This window comes from Janibacter sp. GS2 (genome assembly GCF_051200835.1).
Taxonomy (GTDB): domain Bacteria; phylum Actinomycetota; class Actinomycetes; order Actinomycetales; family Dermatophilaceae; genus Janibacter.
The window spans coordinates 1139935-1160081 of sequence record NZ_CP195161.1; the positions used below are offsets into that span (position 1 = coordinate 1139935).

At 71.5% G+C, this 20147-nt stretch carries 21 protein-coding genes; 16 read left to right on the plus strand and 5 right to left on the minus strand.

The features are described from left to right. Positions 1–31 precede the first annotated feature (31 nt). Genes ACR9E9_RS05565 through ACR9E9_RS05595 form a run of 7 tightly spaced genes read left to right on the plus strand, consistent with a single transcriptional unit; the run spans position 32 to position 7677 of the window. Complete coding sequence (locus tag ACR9E9_RS05565; RefSeq protein WP_435202508.1) at positions 32–925, plus strand: AAA family ATPase; 894 nt, start codon at positions 32–34, stop codon at positions 923–925. A 1-nt stretch (position 926) separates the two neighbouring features. Next, positions 927–2024, plus strand: coding sequence for a vWA domain-containing protein (locus ACR9E9_RS05570; RefSeq protein WP_435202510.1), 1098 nt, complete (start codon positions 927–929; stop codon positions 2022–2024). Next, positions 2017–3201: an XdhC family protein gene (locus tag ACR9E9_RS05575; protein WP_435202512.1), complete on the plus strand. Its 1185-nt coding sequence runs from the start codon at positions 2017–2019 to the stop codon at positions 3199–3201. Before ACR9E9_RS05570 ends, ACR9E9_RS05575 begins: the two co-directional genes overlap by 8 nt. Positions 3202–3230: 29 nt before the next feature. Further along, on the plus strand, positions 3231–3698 hold the full coding sequence (locus ACR9E9_RS05580) for a (2Fe-2S)-binding protein (RefSeq protein WP_435202514.1): 468 nt from the start codon (positions 3231–3233) through the stop codon (positions 3696–3698). Beyond that, positions 3695–6100: a xanthine dehydrogenase family protein molybdopterin-binding subunit gene (locus ACR9E9_RS05585; protein ID WP_435202516.1), complete on the plus strand. Its 2406-nt coding sequence runs from the start codon at positions 3695–3697 to the stop codon at positions 6098–6100. Before ACR9E9_RS05580 ends, ACR9E9_RS05585 begins: the two co-directional genes overlap by 4 nt. Beyond that, positions 6100–6954 carry an FAD binding domain-containing protein gene (locus tag ACR9E9_RS05590; RefSeq protein ID WP_435202518.1) on the plus strand — a complete coding sequence of 285 codons (855 nt, stop codon included), beginning with the start codon at positions 6100–6102 and terminating at the stop codon, positions 6952–6954. Before ACR9E9_RS05585 ends, ACR9E9_RS05590 begins: the two co-directional genes overlap by 1 nt. A 3-nt stretch (positions 6955–6957) precedes the next feature. Beyond that, a complete protein-coding gene (locus tag ACR9E9_RS05595) occupies positions 6958–7677 on the plus strand; it encodes an SRPBCC family protein (RefSeq protein WP_435202520.1) in 720 nt (239 codons plus the stop codon). Positions 7678–7738: 61 nt separating this feature from the next. On the opposite strand, the gene ACR9E9_RS05600 is transcribed toward ACR9E9_RS05595, so the two are convergent. From ACR9E9_RS05600 to ACR9E9_RS05610, 3 genes are read right to left on the minus strand one after another with little or no spacing between them, the layout of a single operon-like run. Continuing rightward, positions 7739–8335 (minus strand): dienelactone hydrolase family protein, encoded by a 597-nt coding sequence (locus tag ACR9E9_RS05600; RefSeq protein WP_435202522.1) that lies wholly within the window; start codon positions 8333–8335, stop codon positions 7739–7741. A 32-nt stretch (positions 8336–8367) separates the two neighbouring features. Further along, a complete protein-coding gene (locus ACR9E9_RS05605; protein WP_435202524.1) occupies positions 8368–9189 on the minus strand; it encodes an enoyl-CoA hydratase-related protein in 822 nt (273 codons plus the stop codon). Then, entirely contained in the window at positions 9186–10550 is a 1365-nt protein-coding gene (locus tag ACR9E9_RS05610) for an MFS transporter (protein ID WP_435202526.1), read from the minus strand. Before ACR9E9_RS05610 ends, ACR9E9_RS05605 begins: the two co-directional genes overlap by 4 nt. Before the next feature lie 85 nt (positions 10551–10635). Here ACR9E9_RS05610 and ACR9E9_RS05615 point away from each other — a divergent pair, with 85 nt between their 5' ends. Genes ACR9E9_RS05615 through ACR9E9_RS05630 form a run of 4 tightly spaced genes read left to right on the plus strand, consistent with a single transcriptional unit; the run spans position 10636 to position 14350 of the window. Beyond that, a complete protein-coding gene (locus tag ACR9E9_RS05615) occupies positions 10636–11313 on the plus strand; it encodes an HAD family hydrolase (RefSeq protein WP_435202528.1) in 678 nt (225 codons plus the stop codon). A gap of 35 nt (positions 11314–11348) precedes the next feature. After that, on the plus strand, positions 11349–12572 hold the full coding sequence (locus tag ACR9E9_RS05620; protein WP_435202530.1) for an acyl-CoA dehydrogenase family protein: 1224 nt from the start codon (positions 11349–11351) through the stop codon (positions 12570–12572). A gap of 40 nt (positions 12573–12612) precedes the next feature. Next, positions 12613–13650: a phosphotransferase family protein gene (locus ACR9E9_RS05625; RefSeq protein WP_435202532.1), complete on the plus strand. Its 1038-nt coding sequence runs from the start codon at positions 12613–12615 to the stop codon at positions 13648–13650. 10 nt (positions 13651–13660) lie between these two features. Beyond that, the gene (locus ACR9E9_RS05630) at positions 13661–14350 is read left to right on the plus strand and encodes a TetR/AcrR family transcriptional regulator (RefSeq protein ID WP_435202534.1); all 690 of its coding nucleotides are present in this window, start codon (positions 13661–13663) and stop codon (positions 14348–14350) included. A gap of 117 nt (positions 14351–14467) precedes the next feature. On the opposite strand, the gene ACR9E9_RS05635 is transcribed toward ACR9E9_RS05630, so the two are convergent. After that, positions 14468–15253, minus strand: a complete 786-nt coding sequence (locus tag ACR9E9_RS05635) for an SDR family oxidoreductase (protein WP_435202536.1) — start codon at positions 15251–15253, stop codon at positions 14468–14470. A gap of 149 nt (positions 15254–15402) precedes the next feature. Here ACR9E9_RS05635 and ACR9E9_RS05640 point away from each other — a divergent pair, with 149 nt between their 5' ends. From ACR9E9_RS05640 to ACR9E9_RS05650, 3 genes are read left to right on the plus strand one after another with little or no spacing between them, the layout of a single operon-like run. Beyond that, entirely contained in the window at positions 15403–16404 is a 1002-nt protein-coding gene (locus ACR9E9_RS05640) for an NADP-dependent oxidoreductase (RefSeq protein ID WP_435202538.1), read from the plus strand. 25 nt (positions 16405–16429) lie between these two features. Continuing rightward, a complete protein-coding gene (locus tag ACR9E9_RS05645; protein WP_435202540.1) occupies positions 16430–17380 on the plus strand; it encodes an NADPH:quinone oxidoreductase family protein in 951 nt (316 codons plus the stop codon). Further along, positions 17377–17889, plus strand: coding sequence for a thioesterase family protein (locus ACR9E9_RS05650; RefSeq protein WP_435202542.1), 513 nt, complete (start codon positions 17377–17379; stop codon positions 17887–17889). Before ACR9E9_RS05645 ends, ACR9E9_RS05650 begins: the two co-directional genes overlap by 4 nt. A gap of 83 nt (positions 17890–17972) precedes the next feature. Here ACR9E9_RS05650 and ACR9E9_RS05655 read toward each other — a convergent pair whose 3' ends face one another. Beyond that, entirely contained in the window at positions 17973–18443 is a 471-nt protein-coding gene (locus tag ACR9E9_RS05655; protein WP_435202544.1) for a MaoC family dehydratase, read from the minus strand. A 107-nt stretch (positions 18444–18550) separates the two neighbouring features. On the opposite strand from ACR9E9_RS05655, the gene ACR9E9_RS05660 reads away from it, so the two are divergent. Continuing rightward, positions 18551–19312 carry an SDR family oxidoreductase gene (locus ACR9E9_RS05660; protein WP_435202546.1) on the plus strand — a complete coding sequence of 254 codons (762 nt, stop codon included), beginning with the start codon at positions 18551–18553 and terminating at the stop codon, positions 19310–19312. A 13-nt stretch (positions 19313–19325) separates the two neighbouring features. Beyond that, on the plus strand, positions 19326–20147 hold the full coding sequence (locus ACR9E9_RS05665; RefSeq protein WP_435202548.1) for an SDR family oxidoreductase: 822 nt from the start codon (positions 19326–19328) through the stop codon (positions 20145–20147).

The window sequence follows — 20147 nt, forward strand, 5'->3', positions numbered from 1 at the left end:
CGGGGTGGACTTCATAAACGATGATCCGAGTATGGACCCGTCAGTGGCGTCGGTGCAGGACCTGACCGACCGTCTCGCCTCAACCGGGTACCTGTGTGATCCGGCGCTGGCCACCGTCGGCTTCCTCGCGTTGCGGATGGCACGCCCCATGCTCATCGAGGGCGAGCCTGGGACGGGCAAGACGAGCTACGCCCAGGCCCTGGCCGAGGGACTGGACGTCCCGCTCATCCGACTGCAGTGCTACGAGGGGATCGATGCCTCCCAGGCCCTCTACGACTGGGACTTCCCCCGCCAGATCCTCCATCTGCGGGCGCTCGAGTCGACCCGCGACTCCGGGTCGGACCCCGCCGATCTCGCCGACGTCGAGCGCTCGCTCTTCGACGAGCGCTTCCTCCTCGCCCGGCCGGTGCTGCGCGCCCTGCGCGAGAGCCCGGCCGTGCTCCTCATCGATGAGATCGACCGCGCGGACGACGAGTTCGAGGCCTTCCTCCTCGAGGTGCTCTCCACCTTCGAGGTGAGCATCCCCGAGCTCGGCACCGTGAGTGGCTCTCCGCCACCGGTCGTCGTCCTCACGTCCAACCGCACCCGTGAGCTCCACGACGCCCTGAAGCGGCGCTGCCTCTACCACTGGATCGACCACCCGGGGCTGGAGCGGGAGCTGGCGATCCTCACCCGGCGCGCCCCGGAGGTCGGGACGGCGCTGGCCGAGCAGGTGGTCAGCGTGGTCCAGCAGCTGCGCCGGGACGAGGGCCTGCTCAAGCCGCCCGGGGTGGCCGAGACCATCGACTGGGCGCAGGCGCTGCACCACCTCGGTGCGGTCGACCTCGACCTCGAGACGGCGGCGGCCACCCTCGGCGCGGCCGTGAAGTACCGCGAGGACTCCGAGCGGGTCCGGGCCAGCCTCGACGTGTTGTTGGCGAAGTGACGTGGCCTCCCCGGATGCACTGCTGCTCGGTCTGGCCCGAGCCGTGCGTGCCTCAGGGGTGCCGGTGACCGCTGACCGGGAGCTCGCCTTCGTCGAGGCCGTCTCGCTCGTCGGGCTCGACGACCGGCAGGCCACCTACGTCGCCGGGGAGGCGACGCTCTGCTCGTCCCCCGAGGACGTGCACCGCTACGGGATCGTCTTCGCCTCGTGGTTCGCCGGTGACTGGGCCGACGAGCAGCGGGCAAGGACCACTGCCGAGCAGAAGGTCACCACGGACCTGCTCACCGGGGGGTCCGACGGGGAGGGAGACGAGCAGGAGGCCACCGTGGCCCCGCTCGTGGCCAGCGACGTCGAGGTGCTGCGGCACCGCGACGTCGCTGCGCTCTCCCCGATCGAACGCGCCTATCTCGCAGGCCTCTTCGCCACCCTTCGCCGTCCGGCTCCCTCCCGCCGCTCGCCGCGTCGCACGCCCTCGCGACGGGGGTCGGTCGACGCGCGACGCACCCTGCGCTCGCAGCTGCGGCAGATGGGCGAGCCGGTGCACCTGGAGTGGCAGCACCGCGAGCGACGTCCCCGCCGGGTCGTCGTGCTCATCGACGTCTCCGGTTCCATGAGCGGGTACGCGGAGTCGCTGCTGCGGCTGGCGCACCACTGGGTGCTGGGTGGCGCACCGGTCCACGTCTTCACGATGGGCACGCGGCTGACCCACGTCACTCGGGCCCTCCACCTGCGTGATGCCGAGCGGGCGCTCGGCGCTGCGGGCGAGACGGTGCCGGACTGGTCGGGGGGCACGCGCCTCGGGGAGTCGCTCAAGGCCTTCACCGACCGGTGGGGTCAGCGGGGGATGGCCCGCGGCGCCGTGGTCGTCATCATCAGTGACGGGTGGGAGCGCTCCGGAGTGGACCTGCTCTCCGGGCAGATGCGTCGCCTGCGTGCGCTCGCGCACCGGGTCGTCTGGGTCAACCCCCATGTCGGCAAGGTCGGCTACGAGCCGGTCCAGGCCGGCGTCCGCGCCGTCCTGCCGCACTGTGACCACTTCCTGGCCGGACACTCGCTGCAGACCTTCGACGAGCTGGCGGAGGTGGTCCACGGTGCGTGATGTGCTGGAGGAGCTCCTGGACTGGTGGCAGGCCGGGGAGGAGGTCGCCCTGGGCACCGTCGTCGCGACCTGGCGCTCCTCACCGCGGCAGCCGGGGGCGTCGATGCTCGTCGGGCCCGGGGGGATCGCGGTCGGGTCCGTGTCCGGCGGGTGCGTCGAGGGCGCGGTCTACGCCGTCGGCGAGGAGGTCCTCGACTCGGGCGCACCCGAGCTGCACCGCTACGGGATCAGTGACGACGACGCGACGAGCGTCGGGCTCACCTGCGGCGGGATCCTCGACGTCTACGTGGAGAAGGTCTCACCGGCGACCTTCCCGGAGCTGGCCCAGGTGGCCGAGGACATCGCGCAGGGTCGGCCGGTGGCCGTCGCCACCGTCGTCGAGCACCAGGACCCGGAGCATGTCGGCCGACGCATGATCGTGCGTCCCGATGCGCACTCGGGCTCCATCGGTAGCCCTCGTGCGGACGGGGCCGTCGTCGACGACGTCCGCGGGCTGCTGGCGGGCGGGCACAGCGAGACCCTGACCTACGGTCCCGACGGGGAGCGAAGGGGGGAGGGCATGCGGGTCTTCGCGTCCGTGCACGCCCCGGCCCCACGGATGCTCGTCTTCGGGGCGATCGACTTCGCTGCCGCCTGCGCCCGGATGGGCGCCTTCCTCGGCTACACGGTCACGGTCTGCGATGCCCGGCCCGTCTTCGCCACGACCTCCCGTTTCCCGGACGCGGACGAGGTGGTCGTCGACTGGCCGCACCGCTACCTGACCCACCAGCTGGACGAGGGACGGATCGACGCCCGGACCGTCATCTGCCTCCTGACGCACGACCCGAAGTTCGACGTGCCGCTGCTGGAGATCGCCCTGCGCATCCCCGAGGTCGCCTACGTCGGTGCCATGGGCTCGCGACGCACCCACGAGGACCGCTTGGCCCGGCTGCGGGAGATCGGACTGCAGGAGGAGGAGCTGGCGAGGCTCTTCAGCCCCATCGGTCTCGACCTCGGAGCGCGCACCCCGGAGGAGACCGCGGTGAGCATCGCCGCCGAGATCATCGCCACCCGCTGGGGCGGCCGCGGCGAGCGGCTCTCCGGCACCGTCGGCCCGATCCACCACACGGCGCGGGAGGAGCCGGCCGAGCTGCCACGGCACCCGTCGTCACTCGTCGACGACCCGATCACGACCTGAGCACCCAGCCCAACACGAAGGAGTCAACGATGACCCGGATCAGTGTCCATGTGGACGGTGTCCACTACACCGACGAGGTCGAGCCGCGCACCCTGCTCGTCCACTACCTGCGCGAGCAGCTCGGCAAGACCGGCACGGTGGTCGGGTGCGACACGAGCAGCTGCGGTGCGTGCACCGTGCACCTCGACGGCACGAGCGTGAAGTCGTGCACCGTGCTGGCGGTCCAGGCCGACGGGCACGAGGTCGCCACCATCGAGGGTCTGGCCACCGACGGCGAGCTGCACCCGATGCAGCAGGCCTTCACCGACAACCACTCCCTGCAGTGCGGCTTCTGCACCCCGGGGATGATCATGGCCTCCCTCGACCTGCTCAAGGACAACCCGAGCCCCTCCGAGGAGGAGATCCGCGACGGCCTGGAGGGCAACCTCTGCCGGTGCACCGGGTACCAGAACATCGTCAAGGCCGTGCAGCAGGCAGCCGGGGGTGAGCAGGCATGACGACCACACAGGACACCCCCGCGACGACCACCCGCGAGATCGGGGCCTCCCGTCCACGCAAGGAGGACCGGCACCTCGTCACCGGCCGGACCACCTGGGTGGACAACATGACGCTGCCCGGGATGCTCCACCTGGCCATCCTGCGCAGCCCCATGGCCCACGCGAAGATCACCGCGATCGACGTCAGTCCCGCGCTGCAGGCCCCCGGCGTCGTCGCCGCCTACTCCGGCCGGGACTTCGCCGAGACCCAGGGCGACCTGCCCTGCGCCTGGCCGGTCACACCGGACATGGTCAACCCGGGCGCCCCGTCGCTCGCGGTCGACCAGGTGAACTTCGCCGGTGACGCCGTCGCCGTGGTCGTGGGCCGCACCCGCGCCGAGGCCGTGGACGCGCTCGAGGAGATCGAGGTCGACTACGAGCCACTGGCACCCGTGCTCGACCTCGAGGCGGCCCGCGCCGAGGGAGCCGACCTCGTCCACGACTCGGCGGGGACGAACTCCTGCTTCACCTGGACCCTCGACTCCGCCGAGGCCGGTTCCGGTGGGTCCGTCGACGACGCCGCCCGCGACGCGGAGGTGACGCTGACGCGCCGCTTCGTCCAGCAGCGTCTCAGCCCGGGCTTCATGGAGCCGCGCTCGGTCGTGGTCCAGCCCGCCGAGGACGCGGTGACCATGTGGTCGAGCACGCAGATCCCGCACATCCTGCGCACCATGCTCGGGCTGACCCTGGGGATCCCCGAGCACAAGGTGCGCATCATCGCGCCCGACGTCGGGGGCGGATTCGGCGGCAAGATCACGATCACCCCGGAGGAGGTCATCGCAACCCTCGTGGCCCGCAGGCTGGCCCGGCCGGTGAAGTACACCGAGACCCGCTCGGAGTCGCTGGCCGCGGCGCACCACGGTCGCGGACAGATCCAGGACCTCACGATCACCGCCACGCGCGCCGGGGAGATCACCGGTCTGGACGTGCACCTCCTCGCCGACATGGGCGCCTACCTGCGGTTGCTCACCCCCGGTGTCCCCGTGCTGGGTGCCTTCATGTTCCCGGGGATCTACCGCATCCCCGCCTACCGGTTCACCTGCGAGGGTGTCTTCACCACGAAGGTGCCCACGGACGCCTACCGCGGTGCCGGCCGCCCCGAGGCGACCTTCGGCATCGAGCGGATGATGGACGAGCTGGCCGCGGAGCTGGACATGGATCCGATGGAGCTGCGGCGCAAGAACTGGATCACGCACGATCAGTTCCCCTTCACGACCGTCGCCGGACTGACCTACGACTCCGGCAACTACGAGGCCGCCACCGAGCGGGCCCTGGAGCTCGCCGGGTGGGAGGAGCTGAAGGCCGAGCAGGCCAGGCGCCGGGAGTCGAAGGACCCGGTCCAGATCGGTCTGGGGATCTCCACCTTCACGGAGATGTGCGGGCTGGCCCCCTCACGGGTGCTGGGCTCGCTCGACTTCGGCGCAGGCGGGTGGGAGAGCGCCTCGGTGCGTGTGCTGCCCACCGGCAAGGTCGAGGTGGTCACCGGGATCAGCCCCCACGGACAGGGGCACGTCACCGGGTTCAGCCAGATCGTCGCCGACCGGCTCGGCGTCCCCTTCGAGGACGTCGAGATCATCCACGGTGACACGCAGAGCTCTCCCAAGGGCCTGGACACCTACGGCTCCCGGTCCCTGACGGTCGGCGGAGTCGCCGTGGTCAACGCCGTCGACAAGGTGATCGCGAAGGCTCGACAGGTCGCGGCACACCTCATGGAGGCCAACGAGGACGACCTCGAGTACGCGGAGGGGGCATTCACCGTCGCCGGGGCACCCGGGACGTCGGTGGCCTTCGGCGACATCGCCTTCGCCGTCTTCGCCGCGCACAACCTCCCCGACGGGATGGAGCCCACGCTCAACTCCGAGGCGACCTACGACCCGGCCAACTTCTCCTTCCCCCACGGCACGCACCTGTGCGCGGTGGAGGTGGACACCGAGACCGGGTTCGTCGGCATCCGCACGTATGCCTGCGTGGACGACATCGGGACGCCGATCAATCCGATGCTCATCGAGGGTCAGGTGCACGGTGGGTTGGCCCAGGGCATCGGGCAGGCGCTCTTCGAGGAAGCGGTCTACGACGACGACGGCAACCTCGTCACCGGCACCTTCGTCGACTACACCCTGCCCTCGGCCTCGGACCTGCCGTCCTTCGCGACGGATCGCACGGTCACCCCGTCGACGGACAACCCGTTGGGGGTGAAGGGAGTCGGCGAGGCCGGCACCATCGCCTCCACGCCGGCGGTCGTCAACGCGGTCGTCGACGCACTGCGCCCCTTCGGCGTCAACGACATCACGATGCCCTGCACCCCCGAACGGGTGTGGCGGGCGATCCATGCACAGAGCACCGGTTCGGAAGGAGAGGTCTGATGATCCCGTCACAGTTCGACTACGTCGCACCGCAGACCGTCGAGGAGGCCCTGGCCGCGCTCGCGGCAGGTGGCGATGACGCCAAGGTCCTCGCGGGCGGGCACAGCCTGCTGCCCATCCTGCGGCTGCGGATGAACACCCCGGAGCAGATCATCGACCTGGGACGCATCGAGGCCCTGCGCGGGGTCGCCGAGGAGGGCGACGCGGTCGTCATCGGCGCCACCGCCACCCACGACGAGGTGATGCGCCACCCCCTCGTGAAGGAGCACGCCGGGCTGCTGTCGCAGACCCTGGGGCAGGTGGGCGACCCCCAGGTGCGTCACCGCGGCACCGTCGGAGGCGCCCTGGTGCACGCCGACCCCGCCGGTGACGTCGGGACGGCCGCGCTGGCACTCGACGCGGAGATGGTCATCGCCGGACCGAGCGGCTCGCGCACGGTCACGGCGCAGGACTTCTTCGTCGGCCTCTTCGAGAGCGCGGTCGGTGAGGACGAGCTGCTGGTCCAGATCCGCATCCCCAAGCACACCGGGTGGGGCGGGCACTACGAGAAGTTCATCCGCACGGCCCAGCAGTGGTCGATCGTCGCCGTGGCCGCCACGGTCCGGGTCGACGCCGGGAGCATCGCCGATGCCCGGGTCGCCCTGACCAACATGGGGGCGACACCACTGAGGGCGCGGTCGGTGGAGCAGGCGCTCATCGGTCAACCGCCCTCCCCTGAGGTCGTGCGCGCCGCAGCCGCGGCGGCGGCGGAGGGCACGGCGCCCCCGAGCGACCTCAACGGACAGGCCGACTACCGGCAGCACCTGGCCGGCGTGCTCACGCGCCGCGCCGTGCTCGCGGCAGCGGGGGTGTGAGACATGGACCTGGAGCACTCGTTCACCGTCAACGCCCCGGTCGACACCACGTGGTCGACGATGATGGACATCGAAGGGGTCGCGGAGTGCTTCCCCGGCGCCACCGTCACCTCGGTCGAGGGCGACTCCTTCGAGGGCACCTGCAAGGTCAAGCTCGGACCGATCGCCATGGTCTACAAGGGCAGCGGTTCCTTCACCGAGCGTGACGACGCCGGCCACCGCGCCGTCATCGACGCGAAGGGGAAGGACAAGCGCGGCAACGGGACGGCCGGCGCCACGGTGACGATGACGATGACGCAGGACGGCTCCGACACCCGCGTGAAGGTGGTGACCGACCTCAACGTCACCGGGAAGCCGGCGCAGTTCGGTCGCGGCGTCATGCAGGACGTCTCGGACAAGCTCCTGGGGCAGTTCGTCGACTGTCTCGCCCGCAAGTTCGACGAGCCGGAGCCGTCGACGCCGGAACCTGCCGGGTCCCCGGCGGCCATGGCCGCCGCGCCGCCCCCGTCCTCGCCCGAGGCGCCGACCCCGTCAGCGCCGGACACGTCGGCCCCGGCCCCGGCCGCGCCGACACCACCCCGTCGGGCGAGCGCCGGCTCCGATGACGCCCTCGACCTCGGGGCGGCCGTCATGCCGACGATCCTGCGCGGCTACGCGTCCTCCGTGGCGATCGGTCTCGGGGCACTCCTCCTGGGCTGGCTGATGGGCCGACGCGGCCGGTAGCCGACGCCGGCCCGCCCCGGCGGGTGCCATCGCCATCGGCTGACCGGTCGTGGACGACCGGTCAGCCGATGGCGCCCACCTCGTCGACGAACTCGAGGATCCGCCGGGTGAGGATGCGCGCCTCCTCGGGCTGGTACTCGGCCGGCAGGGTGGGGTCGTTGAAGAGGTGGCCCTTGCCCTGGTACTCGACGAAGGTGAACTCACCGCCGGCGTGCTCCACGTCGTCCTGCAGCTCGTCGTCGAACTGGCGCTCGTCGGCGTGGAAGGGGTCCTCGGCGGTCACGTGCACCTGGCCGGGCACCCCCTTCGGCCACGGCACCTCGAGCAAGCGCATCGGGAGCCCGCCACCGACCATGAGCACCCCGAGGGCCTCCTCGGGTCGGCTCGCCGCGACCCACTGGGCCATCCCGGCACCATTGGAGAAGCCGACCGCGACGAAGGGAGCCACCCCCGCCGTCGCCTCGAGCGCCCGGGACATCAGTGCCGGGAAGCCGGTGGCCTCCACCCGGGCAGCGGCGGGCTCGTAGTCATCGAAGGTCTCGCCGTCGAGCAGGTCGACGGTGGTGACCGAGTGGCCCTCGGCGGTGAGGGCGGCGGCGAGGTCGGTGATGCCCTGACGGACCCCGAGGACGGACGGGAAGAGGTGTACCTGAGCCATGGACCCACGATAGGGCCGGGCACCGACAGGCGTCAGTGGTCGAAGACCGGCGGGCGCTTCTCCACGAAGGCGCGGGCTGCTTCGACGTGGTCTGCAGTCAGGCCGCACTCCTTGTGCCGGGGGACCTCGGCGGCCATGGCCTCGGAGAGGGTCTGGCCCGGGACCTCGAGCAGGTTGCGCTTGAGGTGCGCCAGCGCCAGGGCCGGTCCGGTCGCGAGCTGCCGGGCGAGCTCGGTGGTCCGCTCGGTCAGCTCGTCCTCGGGGACGACGCGGTTGAGCAGGCCGAGGTCGAGGCAGGCCGTGCCGTCGAGCCGCGGGTTGAGCAGGAGCAGCTCGCGGGCCGTGGCGGGCCCGACGAGGCGCTCGAGCAGCCAGGCCACGCCGAAGTCACCGGAGAGGGCGACCGCGGCAAAGGCGGTGGCCATGATCGTGCGCGGCGTCCCGATCCGCAGGTCGGCGGCGAAGGCCAGCCCGAGGCCGGCTCCGGCTGCCGCACCGGGAAGGGAGGCGATGACCGGCTTGGTGAAGGCGTGGATGCGCCCGACCGTCAGCTCCTGGTGGCGGATCTGCTCCGCGACCGCCGCCGGGTCGACCTCCGTGGCGCCACCCCCTTCGCCCCCGTCCTCGTCGAACTGCTGCACGTCGCCGCCGGCGCAGAAGGAGCCCCCGGCGCCGGTGAGCACGAGCACGCGCACGTCCGGGGCCGCCTCCGCCTCGGCGAGGAGCTCGCCCAGGCGCTCGATCATCGGCACCGACAGGGCATTGCGGCGCTCGGGTCGGTTGAGGGTGATCGTCGCGACGCCCTCGGTGACGTCGTAGCGGATGTGGTCGGTGGGAGCGGAGGTCTCGCTCATGGCTTCTCCTGGGGGTGCGGGTGGGTACTTCGGGGATGTGGGGTGTGCCGGGCCAGGACGACGACCGCGGTGACGGGAAGGGCCGCGAGGACGAGGACGGCCCGGTCGAGTCCGATCGCCTCACCCAGGCCACCGACGGTGGCCGCGCCGAGCGCACCGCCCAGCAGGAAGATCAGGGTCATCAGGCCCAGCGCTCCTCCTCGGCCGCGCACCGGCACCGACTCGGCGACGAGCATCGTCATCGCCGGCTGTCCCAGCCCGAAGGAGGTCATGAGGACGAGGGTCGCGAGGACGAGCGGGTAGGGCGAGGCGAAGGCGATCCCGACCGACGCCAGCACCAGGGCGGAGGCGACGCCCGTGCCGGCGAGGACCTGGGCGCGCACCGACCCCAGGCGCAGCAGCAGGGGAGCGGTCAGGCGCGGGGCGAACAGGCCCACCGCGGCACAGGGCACGAGCAGCAGACCCACCTGCACGCTCGCCCAGCCGGCGGCGACGAGCGCCGTGGGGATGGCGACGAGCATGCCGAACCACGACGAGGACAGGCTCACGGCGGTGAGTAGGCTCTTGCGGGCGGCGCGGTCGCTGATCATGGCCAGCGGCAGCACCCCCTCGGGGTGACGGCGCGCGCGCAGGACGGCGACCGGCGCCGCGGTGAACAGCGCCACCGCGCCGATGACCGCCGTGACCGGCCCGAGTGTGGCGGCCTGCAGCGAGAGCACCGCGCCGGTGGCGGCGACCGCGACGAGGGCGGCTCCGGGCGCGTCGAGGGTCGCGCCGGGCTGGCGCGTGGTGGGCAGGTCCCGTCGGACCAGGGGCAGCAGGGCGAGGGAGACGACGGGGATCGCGACGACCGGCCGCCACCCGAGGGGGCCGACGAGGGCCGCGCCGATCACCGGACCGAGCACGTTGACGGTGGCGCCCACGGAGGCATAGGTGGCCATGGCCCGGGCCCGCCCGTCCCCCTCGAAGATCGCCTGGACCGCAGCCAGGGTCAGGGCGGGCACCGCCGCCGCGCCCAGTCCCTGCAGGATGCGCGCCGCGATGAGCGCGGGCAGACTGTCGACGAGCGCGCCCACGCACGCGGCCGTCACCATGACCCACAGGCCGATGACGAAGGGGGCCCGGATGCCGTAGATGTCGCCCAGGCGGCCGAAGACGCCACTGCCGACGGCCAGGGCCAGCGAGTAACAGCTGACGATGAGCGCGGCCCGTCCCGGCGCGACGTCCAGGTCGAGGGCGATGACCGGCAGCGACACGGCCACCGCTGCGCTGCCCAGCCCGGTCACGCCGAACAGCGCGGCGAGTGCGGTCGCCAGGGCTCCCCGATGGGCGGTGGCCCGGGGGAGAGCGGAGTCGACCATGGATCCTCACCAGACTTGAATATGAATCAGAGTTCAAGTATACCTGTGGGCAGCAGGTTGTCCACGACCCGGAAGGTGCGCGCCCATGATCTCCTCCTCACCGCAGGTGACGGATGTCGGTGGCGCCCCGCGACCCTCGGCGGTCCTCATCGACTTCGGTGGCGTGCTCACCGTGCCGCTGCGGCAGGCCTTCGGGGCCCTCGGCGAGGACCTCGGCGTCGATGCCGACGAGGCGCTGCGCGTGCTCGCCACCCACGAGGGCGCGCGGAGCGCGCTCGGGGAGCACGAGGTCGGGCGCCTGGACGACGAGGGCTTCGAGGACGCCTTCGCCGCCGCCCTGAGCGAGGTGGGCGGCCGCCGGGTCGAGCCGCGCGGGCTCCTGCCGCGGCTGGGCGCGCACATGGAGCTCGACGAACCGATGGTCGACCTGGTGCGCGAGCTGCGCACGGCCGGGGTCCCGGTGGCACTGGTCTCCAACTCGTTGGGCCGGGACAGCTACGCGCGCATCGACCTCGACGAGCTCTTCGACATCGCCGTCATCTCCGGGCAGGTCGGGATCCGCAAGCCCTCGCGCCGGATCTACGCCCTCGCCTGCGAAGGTCTCGGGGTCGAGCCCGAGCACTGCGTCCTCGTCGACGACCTCGAGCACAACCTCGTGGGCGCCGCCCGCCTGGGCATCGAGGGCATCCTCCACCGCAGCGCCGGCGAGACCATCGCCCGCGTGCGCGAGCGGCTCGCCCTCCCGGCGTCCGCCACCCCCTGACATCAGCACCACCACAGCAACCAAGGACGGTCATCATGCTCGAACTCAGTGAACGCGGTCAGGACTACCGCGACCGGCTGCTCGCCTTCATGGACGAGCACGTCTACCCGGCGGAGTCCGTCTACCGCGAGCAGATGCGCGCATCGGGTCACCCCAACCACCACCCGCAGATCCTCGAGGACCTCAAGAGCGAGGCGCGCTCGCGCGGGCTGTGGAACCTCTTCCACCCGCACCCCGAGTGGGGGCCGGGGCTGACCAACCTCGAGTACGCGCACCTGGCCGAGATCACCGGGCGCAGCATCGAGATCGCGCCCGAGGCGATCAACTGCAACGCCCCGGACACCGGCAACATGGAGGTCCTCACCCTCTTCGGGACGGACGAGCACAAGGAGGAGTGGCTGCAGCCCCTGCTCGCCGGCGAGATGGCCTCGGCCTTCGCGATGACCGAGCCCGAGGTCGCCAGCTCCGACGCGACGAACATCGAGACCTCGATGGTCCGTGACGGTGACGAGTACGTCATCAACGGTCGCAAGTGGTGGACCTCCAATGCCCTGCACCAGAACTGCAAGGTGCTCATCGTCATGGGCAAGACCGACCCGGACGCGCCCACCCACCGGCAGCAGTCGATGATGGTCGTCCCGCTCGACACCCCCGGTGTGACGGTCGTGCGCGGACTCCCGGTCTTCGGTTACCAGGACCGGGAGGGCCACGCCGAGGTCGTCTTCGAGGACGTCCGCGTGCCGCGGGAGGCGCTGCTGGCCGGCGAGGGCGACGGCTTCATGATCAGCCAGGCCCGGCTCGGGCCCGGCCGCATCCACCACTGCATGCGGGCGATCGGGGTCGCCGAGCGCGCCCTCGACCTCATGATCGACCGGGCGCAGTCCCGGGTCGCCTTCGGCGAGCCGGTCGCCAACCGCGCCAACATCATGGACTGGGTCGCCGAGGCCCGCATCGAGATCGAGATGGTGCGCCTGCTCACGCTGAAGACCGCACAGATGATGGACACGGTCGGCAACAAGGTGGCCCGCACCGAGATCGCGGCCATCAAGGTCGCCGCACCGCAGATGGCCCTGAAGATCATCGACCGCGCGATCCAGGTGCACGGTGGCGGCGGCGTGAGCGACGACTTCCCGCTGGCCATGTGGTACGCCCACATGCGCACCCTTCGCCTCGCCGACGGTCCCGATGAGGTGCACAAGATGACCATCGCCCGCCGCGAGTACCGGCGGCGCAGTCCCGAGTGGGGCAAGAAGAAGTAGGCAACCGGACGACGCCAGAGGTCGGGACGAGGGAGACGCGATGAGTGACGGGAACGACGTGACCGAGGGACTGGACCCGCAGGCCATGAGCGGGTGGCTCCAGGGGCTGGGGATCGGCCTCCAGCCGCCCCTGGTCTTCGAGCGGGTCGGCCTCGGCCAGTCCAACCTCACCTACCTCGCCACGGACGCGAAGGGGGAGCGGGTGGTCCTGCGCCGCCCGCCCCTGGGTGAGCTGCTCGCCTCGGCGCACGACGTGGCCCGGGAGCACCGCATCCTCTCCGCGCTCCAGGGGAGCGATGTGCCGGTGCCGGTGGTGCACGGACTGTGCGAGGACCCGGCCGCCACCGAGGTGCCGGTCCTCGCCGTGTCCTTCGTCGAGGGGGCGGTGCTCAACGAGCGCCGCGACGCCGAGGAGCTCTCCCCGGCGGCTCGCCACCACGTCGGGCTCTCCCTCGTCGACACCCTCGTGCACATCCACGCGGTCGACCTCGAGCGGGTGGGGTTGGCCGATCTGGCCAGTCACAAGCCCTACGGGGCGCGCCAGCTGCGGCGCTGGTCGCAGCAGTGGGGGCTCTCGCGCACCCGTGACCTGCCCGACCTGGAGCGCCTGACGCAGCGCCTCACCGGGCTCGACCCCGGCCCGGGGGAGGTGCGCCTCGTGCACGGCGACAGCCACCTGCGCAATGTGATCATCGACCCGCAGCGCGCCGACGTGCGCGCCATCCTCGACTGGGAGCTGTGCACGCTCGGTGACCCGCTCGCCGACCTCGGCACCGTCCTGGCGTACTGGCCGCAGGCCGGGGACCCGCCGACGAGGCGCTTCGACGCCTCGACGGTGCCCGGCTTCGCCACCCGGACCGAGCTCGTCGAGCACTATGCCGCGCTCAGCGGCCGGGACGTCTCGGCCGTCTCCTTCTGGCACGGGCTGGGCCTGTGGAAGCTCGCGATCATCCTCGAGGGGGTGCGGCGCCGCCAGCTCGACGACCCCCGCAACCTCACCGCGGTCGGTGCCATCCCGGCCGCTGCCGTCGACGAGCTCGTGACCTGCGCGCACGTCGTCCTCGACGAGGCGGACTAGGCTGTCCGCCATGTCCAGCGAGAGCGAGACCACGAGCGAGGTCCCGGATCTCGTCGACCCGGCACGGCTCGGGTCGCAGCCCCAGACCGCGCGGGGGCAGCGCACCCGCACTGCCCTGATCAGCGCCGCCCGGACCGTCTTCGAGCGGGACGGCTACGTCGACTCCCGACTGGTGGACATCGTCGCCGAGGCGAAGTGCTCGATCGGCAGCTTCTACACGTGGTTCGACAGCAAGGACGAGGTCTTCGCGGCCGTCCTCCACGAGGCGCAGAGCGCCATGCTGCACCCGGGCACGGGGCGCATCCAGACGACGGACGACCCGATCGCCATCATCGGGGCGAGCAACCGCGCCTACTTCGAGGCCTATCGGCGCAATGCCCGGCTCAACCAGCTCCTCCAGCAGGTGTCGGCGGTGGACCCCCGTTTCCGGGAGATGCGCCGGGCCCGCAGCAGCGCCTTCGTCACCCGCAATGCCCGGGCGATCGCCGACCTGCAGGAGCGTGGCCTCGCCGACCGCAGCGTCGACCCGGAGATGGCCGCGAAGGCGCTCTCCGGCATGATCGCCCGCCTGGCCTACGACATCTTCGTCATCGAGGAGCAGGACGGGCACGAGGCGGCGGTCGACGCGCTCGTCGAGACCGCCACCCGGCTGTGGACCAATGCCCTCGGCCTGACGACGCCCGACCTGCGCGCTGACTGAGTCCCTCGCGCGCCCCAAGTTTCTCGGGTCACCCGGAAATCCCCCGCTTCGCATGAGTTTGAAACCCATGCGAAGCGGAGGTTTCTCGTGTTCAGTGGGAGCGGCCCCCTTCGGTGGTCAGCGGGCGATGGTGACGCCGCCGTCCACGGTGAGGGTGCTGCCCACGACGTAGTCGCCGGCGCTCGAGGCGAGGTAGACGGCCGCGGCGGCCATGTCCTCCGGGCGGCCGATGCGCCCCGAGGGGATCTGGCCGCTGATCTTGTCACCGTGGTCGCGCGCCTCCTTGTTCATGTTCGAGGCGAAGGCGCCCGGGGCGATCGCACTGACGACGATGCCCTCGGGTGCCAGGCGCACGGCCATCCGCTTGGTCAGGTGCGTGATGCCCGCCTTGCTCGCGTGGTACGAGTACGTCTCGAGGGGATTGAGCGAGAGACCGTCGATCGAGGCGATGTTGATGACCTTCGCGAGGTGGCCGCCGCGCTCGTGGCCGGCGAGCAGCAGGCCCTTGGCCGCCTGGGTGAGGAAGAAGGGGGCCTTGACGTTGAGGTCCATGACCTTGTCCCAGCCGTCCTCGGGGAAGTCGTCGAAGGGCGCCGCCCAGGCCGCGCCCGCGTTGTTCACCAGGACGTCGAGGTGGTCCTCGTGCTCCCCGAGGGCGGCGAGCAGCTGCGCGATCCCCGCGGTCGTCGAGACATCGGCCGGGAGGGCGACGCAACGCCCCGCGCCGAACTGGTCGGACAGCTCGGCGGCCGTGGCCGTGCAGGCCTCGGCCTTGCGGGCGCTGATGTAGACCCGGGCACCCTGGCTGAGCAGGCCCTCGGCGATCATCCGGCCGATGCCGCGCGAGCCGCCGGTGACGAGGGCGACGCGGCCGTCGAGGGAGAAGAGGGAGGAGAGGTCCATGCGGGGATCCTTCGGTCGGGTGGTGCCGGAAGAGGGGTGATGGACCGACCGTAGCGAGACTTGAATCTCGATTCAAGGGAGAGTTGAGGTCGGATTCACGTTGTGGGAAGGTGGCGACGACCATCACCGCACCATCTGCAGGAGTTGTCATGAGCTGGTCGTCGCAGGAAGTCCGTCTGGCCGAGCGACCCCGGGGTCGACCGGATGCGAGCACGTGGGAGATCGCGACGACCGAGGTGCCCGAGCCCGGCCCGGGGGAGCTCGTCGTGCGGGTCGACCTCCTCTCCCTCGACCCGGCGATGCGCGGCTGGCTCAACGACGTGCGCTCCTACATCCCCCCCGTCGGGATCGGCGAGGTCATGCGGGCCTTCGCGACCGGCGAGGTCGTGGCCTCGCAGCACGAGGACTTCGCGGTCGGCGACCCGGTGAGCGGCAGCTTCGGTGTGCGGGAGCACGCCCTGAGCGACGGGAAGGGCGTGACCCGGCTCGACCTCGACGTCGCCCCGCCGGCGACCTGGCTCGGTGCGCTCGGCATGCCGGGCATGACCGCGTGGTTCGGCCTGCAGGACGTCGGCCGGGTCCGGCCGGGGGACACCGTGCTCGTCTCCGCCGCGGCCGGTGCGGTCGGCAGCGTCGTCGCCCAGATCGCCAAGGCGAAGGGGTGCCGTGTCATCGGCGTCGCCGGCGGCCCGGACAAGGTCGCGTGGTTGCGCGACCTCGGGCTCGACGAGGTCATCGACCGACGCGAGGGCGACCTCGTGCGCCAGGTGCGTCGGGCCGCCCCGGACGGGATCGACGTCTACTTCGACAACGTCGGCGGCGAGCTGCTCGACGCCGCCCTGGCCAACCTCGCCCGTGGCGCGCGCGTCGTCATCTGCGGTGCGATCTCCTCCTACAACGAGTCGAGCCTGCCGGAGGGGCCGCGTCGGTACATGTCGTTGCTCGTCTTCCGCGCGACGATGCAGGGCTTCGTCGTCTTCGACTACGAGGACCGGTACGCCGAGGGGGTCGCCGGGATCTGCGAGCTCATCGCCGCCGACCGCCTCGTCGCCACCGAGACGGTGCTCGAGGGTGGCGTCGCCGGGTTCCCCGATGCGCTGCTCGGCCTCTTCGACGGGGTCAACACCGGCAAGCTGCTCCTCAAGGTCTGACACCCCCTTCGACAAGGACGACACCATGCGCGCGATCCACATCTCCTCCCTCGACGGCCCCGACGCGATCGAGCTCGTCGACGTACCCGAACCCACCGCCGAGGGGCTGGTGACCATCGCGGTCAAGGCCGCCGGCGTCGCCTTCCCCGAGCTGCTCCAGACCCGGGGTCTCTACCAGGTCAAGCCCGACCTCCCCTTCGTCCCCGGGGCCGAGGTCGCCGGCATCGTCGAGAGCGCTCCCGAGGGCAGCGGCTTCTCGCCGGGCGACCGGGTGGCGGCGCTGTCGCTGCTCGGGGGCTTCGCGGAGAAGGTCCAGGCGCAGCCCGACCTCACCTTCGCCCTGCCGGACGAGGTCGCCTTCGAGGAGGCGGCGTCCTTCACCTTCAACTACGCCACCGTCTACTTCGCGCTGATCGAGCGCGGTGGCCTGGCCGAGGGCGAGACCGTGCTGGTGCACGGTGCGGCCGGCGGCATCGGGACCGCCGCCATCCAGATGGCCAAGGCCTTCGGTGCCGGCCGCGTCATCGGTGTCGTCTCGACCGAGGCGAAGGGGGAGGTCGCTCGCCGGGCGGGCGCTGACGAGGTCGTCCTCGCCGACGGTTTCCGTGAGTCCGTGGGCACCTCCGTCGACATCGTCGTCGACCCGGTGGGCGGTGACCGGTTCACCGACTCCCTGCGCACCCTGCGCGCGCACGGGCGGCTGCTCGTCATCGGGTTCACCGCCGGCGAGATCCCCACCGTCAAGGTCAACCGGCTGCTGCTGAACAATGTCTCGGTCGTCGGGGTCGGGTGGGGTGCCTTCGCGATGTCGCGGCCGGGCCACGTGGCGAAGGAGTGGGCCGCCATGCTCCCGCACCTGCGCAGCGGCGCCCTGCGCCCCGTCGTCGGTGCCACGCACCCCCTCGAGGACGCGGCCACCGCACTGAAGTCCCTCGAGGCCCGCACGGTCACCGGGAAGGTCGTGCTGCTGCCATGAGCGAACTGCCCTCACTGGGCGAGGTGACCCAGCTGCGCGAGGCCTGTCGTACCGTCGCCGGCCCGGAGTGGGAGGACGAGAACGGGCACGTCAACGTCCAGCACTTCTACGCCTTCCACATCCGCGGGTCGGAGGTCGAGATGGGCAGGATCGGAGTCACCGAGGACTACCGGACCACCCGCGGCTGCGGGGTCTTCAGCGTGGAGCAGCACCTGCGGTTCTTCGACGAGGTGCGCATCGGTGAGGAGATCTCGGCCCACCTGCGGTGGGTCGAGCGAGGGGACAAGGTCTTCCACGCGGTGTCGATCATCGTCAACCACAGCACCGGCCGGGTCGCCAACACGCTCGAGATGCTCGAGGCCCACGTGGATCTGGGGACCCGGCGCGCACGGGCGATCCCCGACGACCTTGCCGCGCGCATCGACGAGGAGCTGTCCGTGCACTCCGCTCTCGCCTGGCAGGTGCCCCTCAACGGGAGCATGGGCGTGCGCGGGCGCGTGCAGTCCTGAGGCGCTGACCCGCCGGCGCCCGCCGACACGACCCGGGCCCCATGACCGTGATGGTCATGGGGCCCGGGTCGTTGCGGGTGGCGTCAGCTGCTGAAGCGGCCGATCGACTCCGCGACGAGGATCGGCTTGTCGATGCCCTCGGCCTCGACGGTCAGCTCGGTGACCACCTTGACCGCGCCGGGGGCGGTCTCCTCGACGCTCGTGAGCTTGGCGCGCAGCCGGATCCGGGAGTTCACCGGCAGCGGGTGGATGAAACGCACGCGGTCGTATCCGTAGTTGAGGCTGTGCGCGAAGCCGTCGAAGGCCATGAGCTCCTCGAGGAAGGCCGGCGTGCGCGACAGGCTGTACAGCCCGTGGGCGATGGTCGACCCGAAGGGGCTCTGCGCGGCGCGCTCGGGGTCCACGTGGATCCACTGGTGGTCACCGGTGAGGTCGGCGAAGCCGTCGATCTTCGTCTGGTCGACGAGGTGCCACTGCGTCGGGCCGAGCTCGACCTCGAGGAGGTCCTTGAGGTCCTGGACCGACGTCGGGCGGTGCTGGGTGGTCTGGGTCATGACGAACTCCTGTGGTCGACAACGGATGGTGGCAACCTAATTGAACATGAAGCCGGGTTCAAGTATGGTCGGGTACCAGCCGGAGTCCTCGACCCACAGGAGCCCACATGACCACGAACCAGCAGCGCGTCGCCGTCGTCACGGGTGCGGCGCGGGGGATCGGAGCGGGTGTCGCCCGCCGCCTCGCCGCCGACGGGATGGCCGTCGCCGTGCTCGACCTCGACGAGTCGAGCTGCGCGAGCATCGCCGAGGAGATCACCGCAGGTGGTGGCCGGGCGCTCGCGGTCGGAGCGGATGTCTCGGATCCCGAGCAGGTGGAGGTGGCCGTGCGCCGCGTCGCCGAGGAGCTCGGCGCGCCGACCGTCCTGGTGAACAACGCGGGGATCATCCGCGACAACCTGCTCTTCAAGATGGACGTCGCCGACTGGGACGCGGTCATGGCGGTGCACCTGCGGGGAGCCTTCCTCATGACCAAGGCCTGCCAGGCGCACATGACGCAGGAGAAGTTCGGGAGGGTCATCAACCTCTCCTCGACCTCCGCGCTGGGCAACCGTGGGCAGGTCAACTACTCGGCCGCCAAGGCGGGCATGCAGGGCTTCACCAAGACCTTGGCCATCGAGCTCGGCAAGTTCGGCGTGACGGCCAATGCCATCGCCCCGGGGTTCATCGAGACCGAGATGACGGCCGAGACCGCGGCCCGGATCGGGATGAGCTTCGAGGACCTCAAGCGGATGGCGAGCGAGCAGGCTGCGGTCGCCCGCACCGGCCGGCCCGAGGACATCGCCCACGCCGTCTCCTTCTTCGCCAGCGAGGGGGCGGGCTTCACCACGGGCCAGGTCCTCTACGTCGCCGGCGGACCCTGCGACTGAACGGGAGCTCATCATGGACATCACGGACAAGCACGCCATCGTCACCGGCGCAGCGGGTGGCATCGGTGCCGCCCTCGCGCAACGCCTCCTCGAGGCGGGCGCCACGGTCGTCGTCTCCGATCTCGACGCCGAGCGTCTGACCGCGACCGCCGAGCAGCTCGCCGCCGTCGCCGGACCCGACGCGGTCGTCGCCGTCGCGGGGGATGCCTCCCTCGAGGCCGACATCGCACGGATGATCGAGGCAGCGGAGTCGGCGCACGGACCGGTGGACCTCTTCTTCGCCAATGCCGGCGTCGGTGACGGCTCCGGGCTCGCGGCGAGCGACGAGCAGTGGCGCGTCGCCCTCGACGTCAACGTCCTCGCCCACGTGCGCGCGGCCCGCCTGCTCGTGCCGGGATGGGTCGAGCGGGGCTCGGGCTACTTCGTCAGCACGGCCTCGGCAGCGGGGTTGCTCACCCAGATCGGCTCGGCGACCTACTCGGTGAGCAAGCACGGCGCCGTCGGCTTCGCGGAGTGGCTCGCGGTGACCTACGGCGACCAGGGCGTCGGCGTCAGCTGCCTGTGCCCGATGGGCGTGGACACCGACATGCTCCGGACGGGCATGACGTCGCAGGACGGCGACGGAGGCCGGGTCGCTGCCGCGGCCGTCACCGGTGCCGGTGACGTCCTCGACCCGCTGACCGTCGCGGACGACGTCCTCGGAGCGATCGCCGAGGAGGCCTTCCTCGTCCTGCCGCACGCCGACGTGCGCGAGTTCCTCCGGCGCAAGGTCGACGACCACGGCCGGTGGATCCGCGGCATGCAGCGCTACGGCCGACAGCTCTCGGGAGAGTGA

What these genes read in the sequence shown, in the direction of transcription:
- ACR9E9_RS05565 (WP_435202508.1), top strand. Translation starts at nt 32, where the DNA reads ATGGACCCGTCAGTGGCGTCGGTGCAGGACCTGACCGACCGTCTCGCC.
- ACR9E9_RS05580 (WP_435202514.1), top strand. Translation starts at nt 3,231, where the DNA reads ATGACCCGGATCAGTGTCCATGTGGACGGTGTCCACTACACCGACGAG.
- ACR9E9_RS05585 (WP_435202516.1), top strand. Translation starts at nt 3,695, where the DNA reads ATGACGACCACACAGGACACCCCCGCGACGACCACCCGCGAGATCGGG.
- ACR9E9_RS05590 (WP_435202518.1), top strand. Translation starts at nt 6,100, where the DNA reads ATGATCCCGTCACAGTTCGACTACGTCGCACCGCAGACCGTCGAGGAG.
- ACR9E9_RS05595 (WP_435202520.1), top strand. Translation starts at nt 6,958, where the DNA reads ATGGACCTGGAGCACTCGTTCACCGTCAACGCCCCGGTCGACACCACG.
- ACR9E9_RS05600 (WP_435202522.1), bottom strand. Translation starts at nt 8,335, where the DNA reads ATGGCTCAGGTACACCTCTTCCCGTCCGTCCTCGGGGTCCGTCAGGGC.
- ACR9E9_RS05605 (WP_435202524.1), bottom strand. Translation starts at nt 9,189, where the DNA reads ATGAGCGAGACCTCCGCTCCCACCGACCACATCCGCTACGACGTCACC.
- ACR9E9_RS05610 (WP_435202526.1), bottom strand. Translation starts at nt 10,550, where the DNA reads ATGGTCGACTCCGCTCTCCCCCGGGCCACCGCCCATCGGGGAGCCCTG.
- ACR9E9_RS05615 (WP_435202528.1), top strand. Translation starts at nt 10,636, where the DNA reads ATGATCTCCTCCTCACCGCAGGTGACGGATGTCGGTGGCGCCCCGCGA.
- ACR9E9_RS05620 (WP_435202530.1), top strand. Translation starts at nt 11,349, where the DNA reads ATGCTCGAACTCAGTGAACGCGGTCAGGACTACCGCGACCGGCTGCTC.
- ACR9E9_RS05625 (WP_435202532.1), top strand. Translation starts at nt 12,613, where the DNA reads ATGAGTGACGGGAACGACGTGACCGAGGGACTGGACCCGCAGGCCATG.
- ACR9E9_RS05630 (WP_435202534.1), top strand. Translation starts at nt 13,661, where the DNA reads ATGTCCAGCGAGAGCGAGACCACGAGCGAGGTCCCGGATCTCGTCGAC.
- ACR9E9_RS05635 (WP_435202536.1), bottom strand. Translation starts at nt 15,253, where the DNA reads ATGGACCTCTCCTCCCTCTTCTCCCTCGACGGCCGCGTCGCCCTCGTC.
- ACR9E9_RS05640 (WP_435202538.1), top strand. Translation starts at nt 15,403, where the DNA reads ATGAGCTGGTCGTCGCAGGAAGTCCGTCTGGCCGAGCGACCCCGGGGT.
- ACR9E9_RS05645 (WP_435202540.1), top strand. Translation starts at nt 16,430, where the DNA reads ATGCGCGCGATCCACATCTCCTCCCTCGACGGCCCCGACGCGATCGAG.
- ACR9E9_RS05650 (WP_435202542.1), top strand. Translation starts at nt 17,377, where the DNA reads ATGAGCGAACTGCCCTCACTGGGCGAGGTGACCCAGCTGCGCGAGGCC.
- ACR9E9_RS05655 (WP_435202544.1), bottom strand. Translation starts at nt 18,443, where the DNA reads ATGACCCAGACCACCCAGCACCGCCCGACGTCGGTCCAGGACCTCAAG.
- ACR9E9_RS05660 (WP_435202546.1), top strand. Translation starts at nt 18,551, where the DNA reads ATGACCACGAACCAGCAGCGCGTCGCCGTCGTCACGGGTGCGGCGCGG.
- ACR9E9_RS05665 (WP_435202548.1), top strand. Translation starts at nt 19,326, where the DNA reads ATGGACATCACGGACAAGCACGCCATCGTCACCGGCGCAGCGGGTGGC.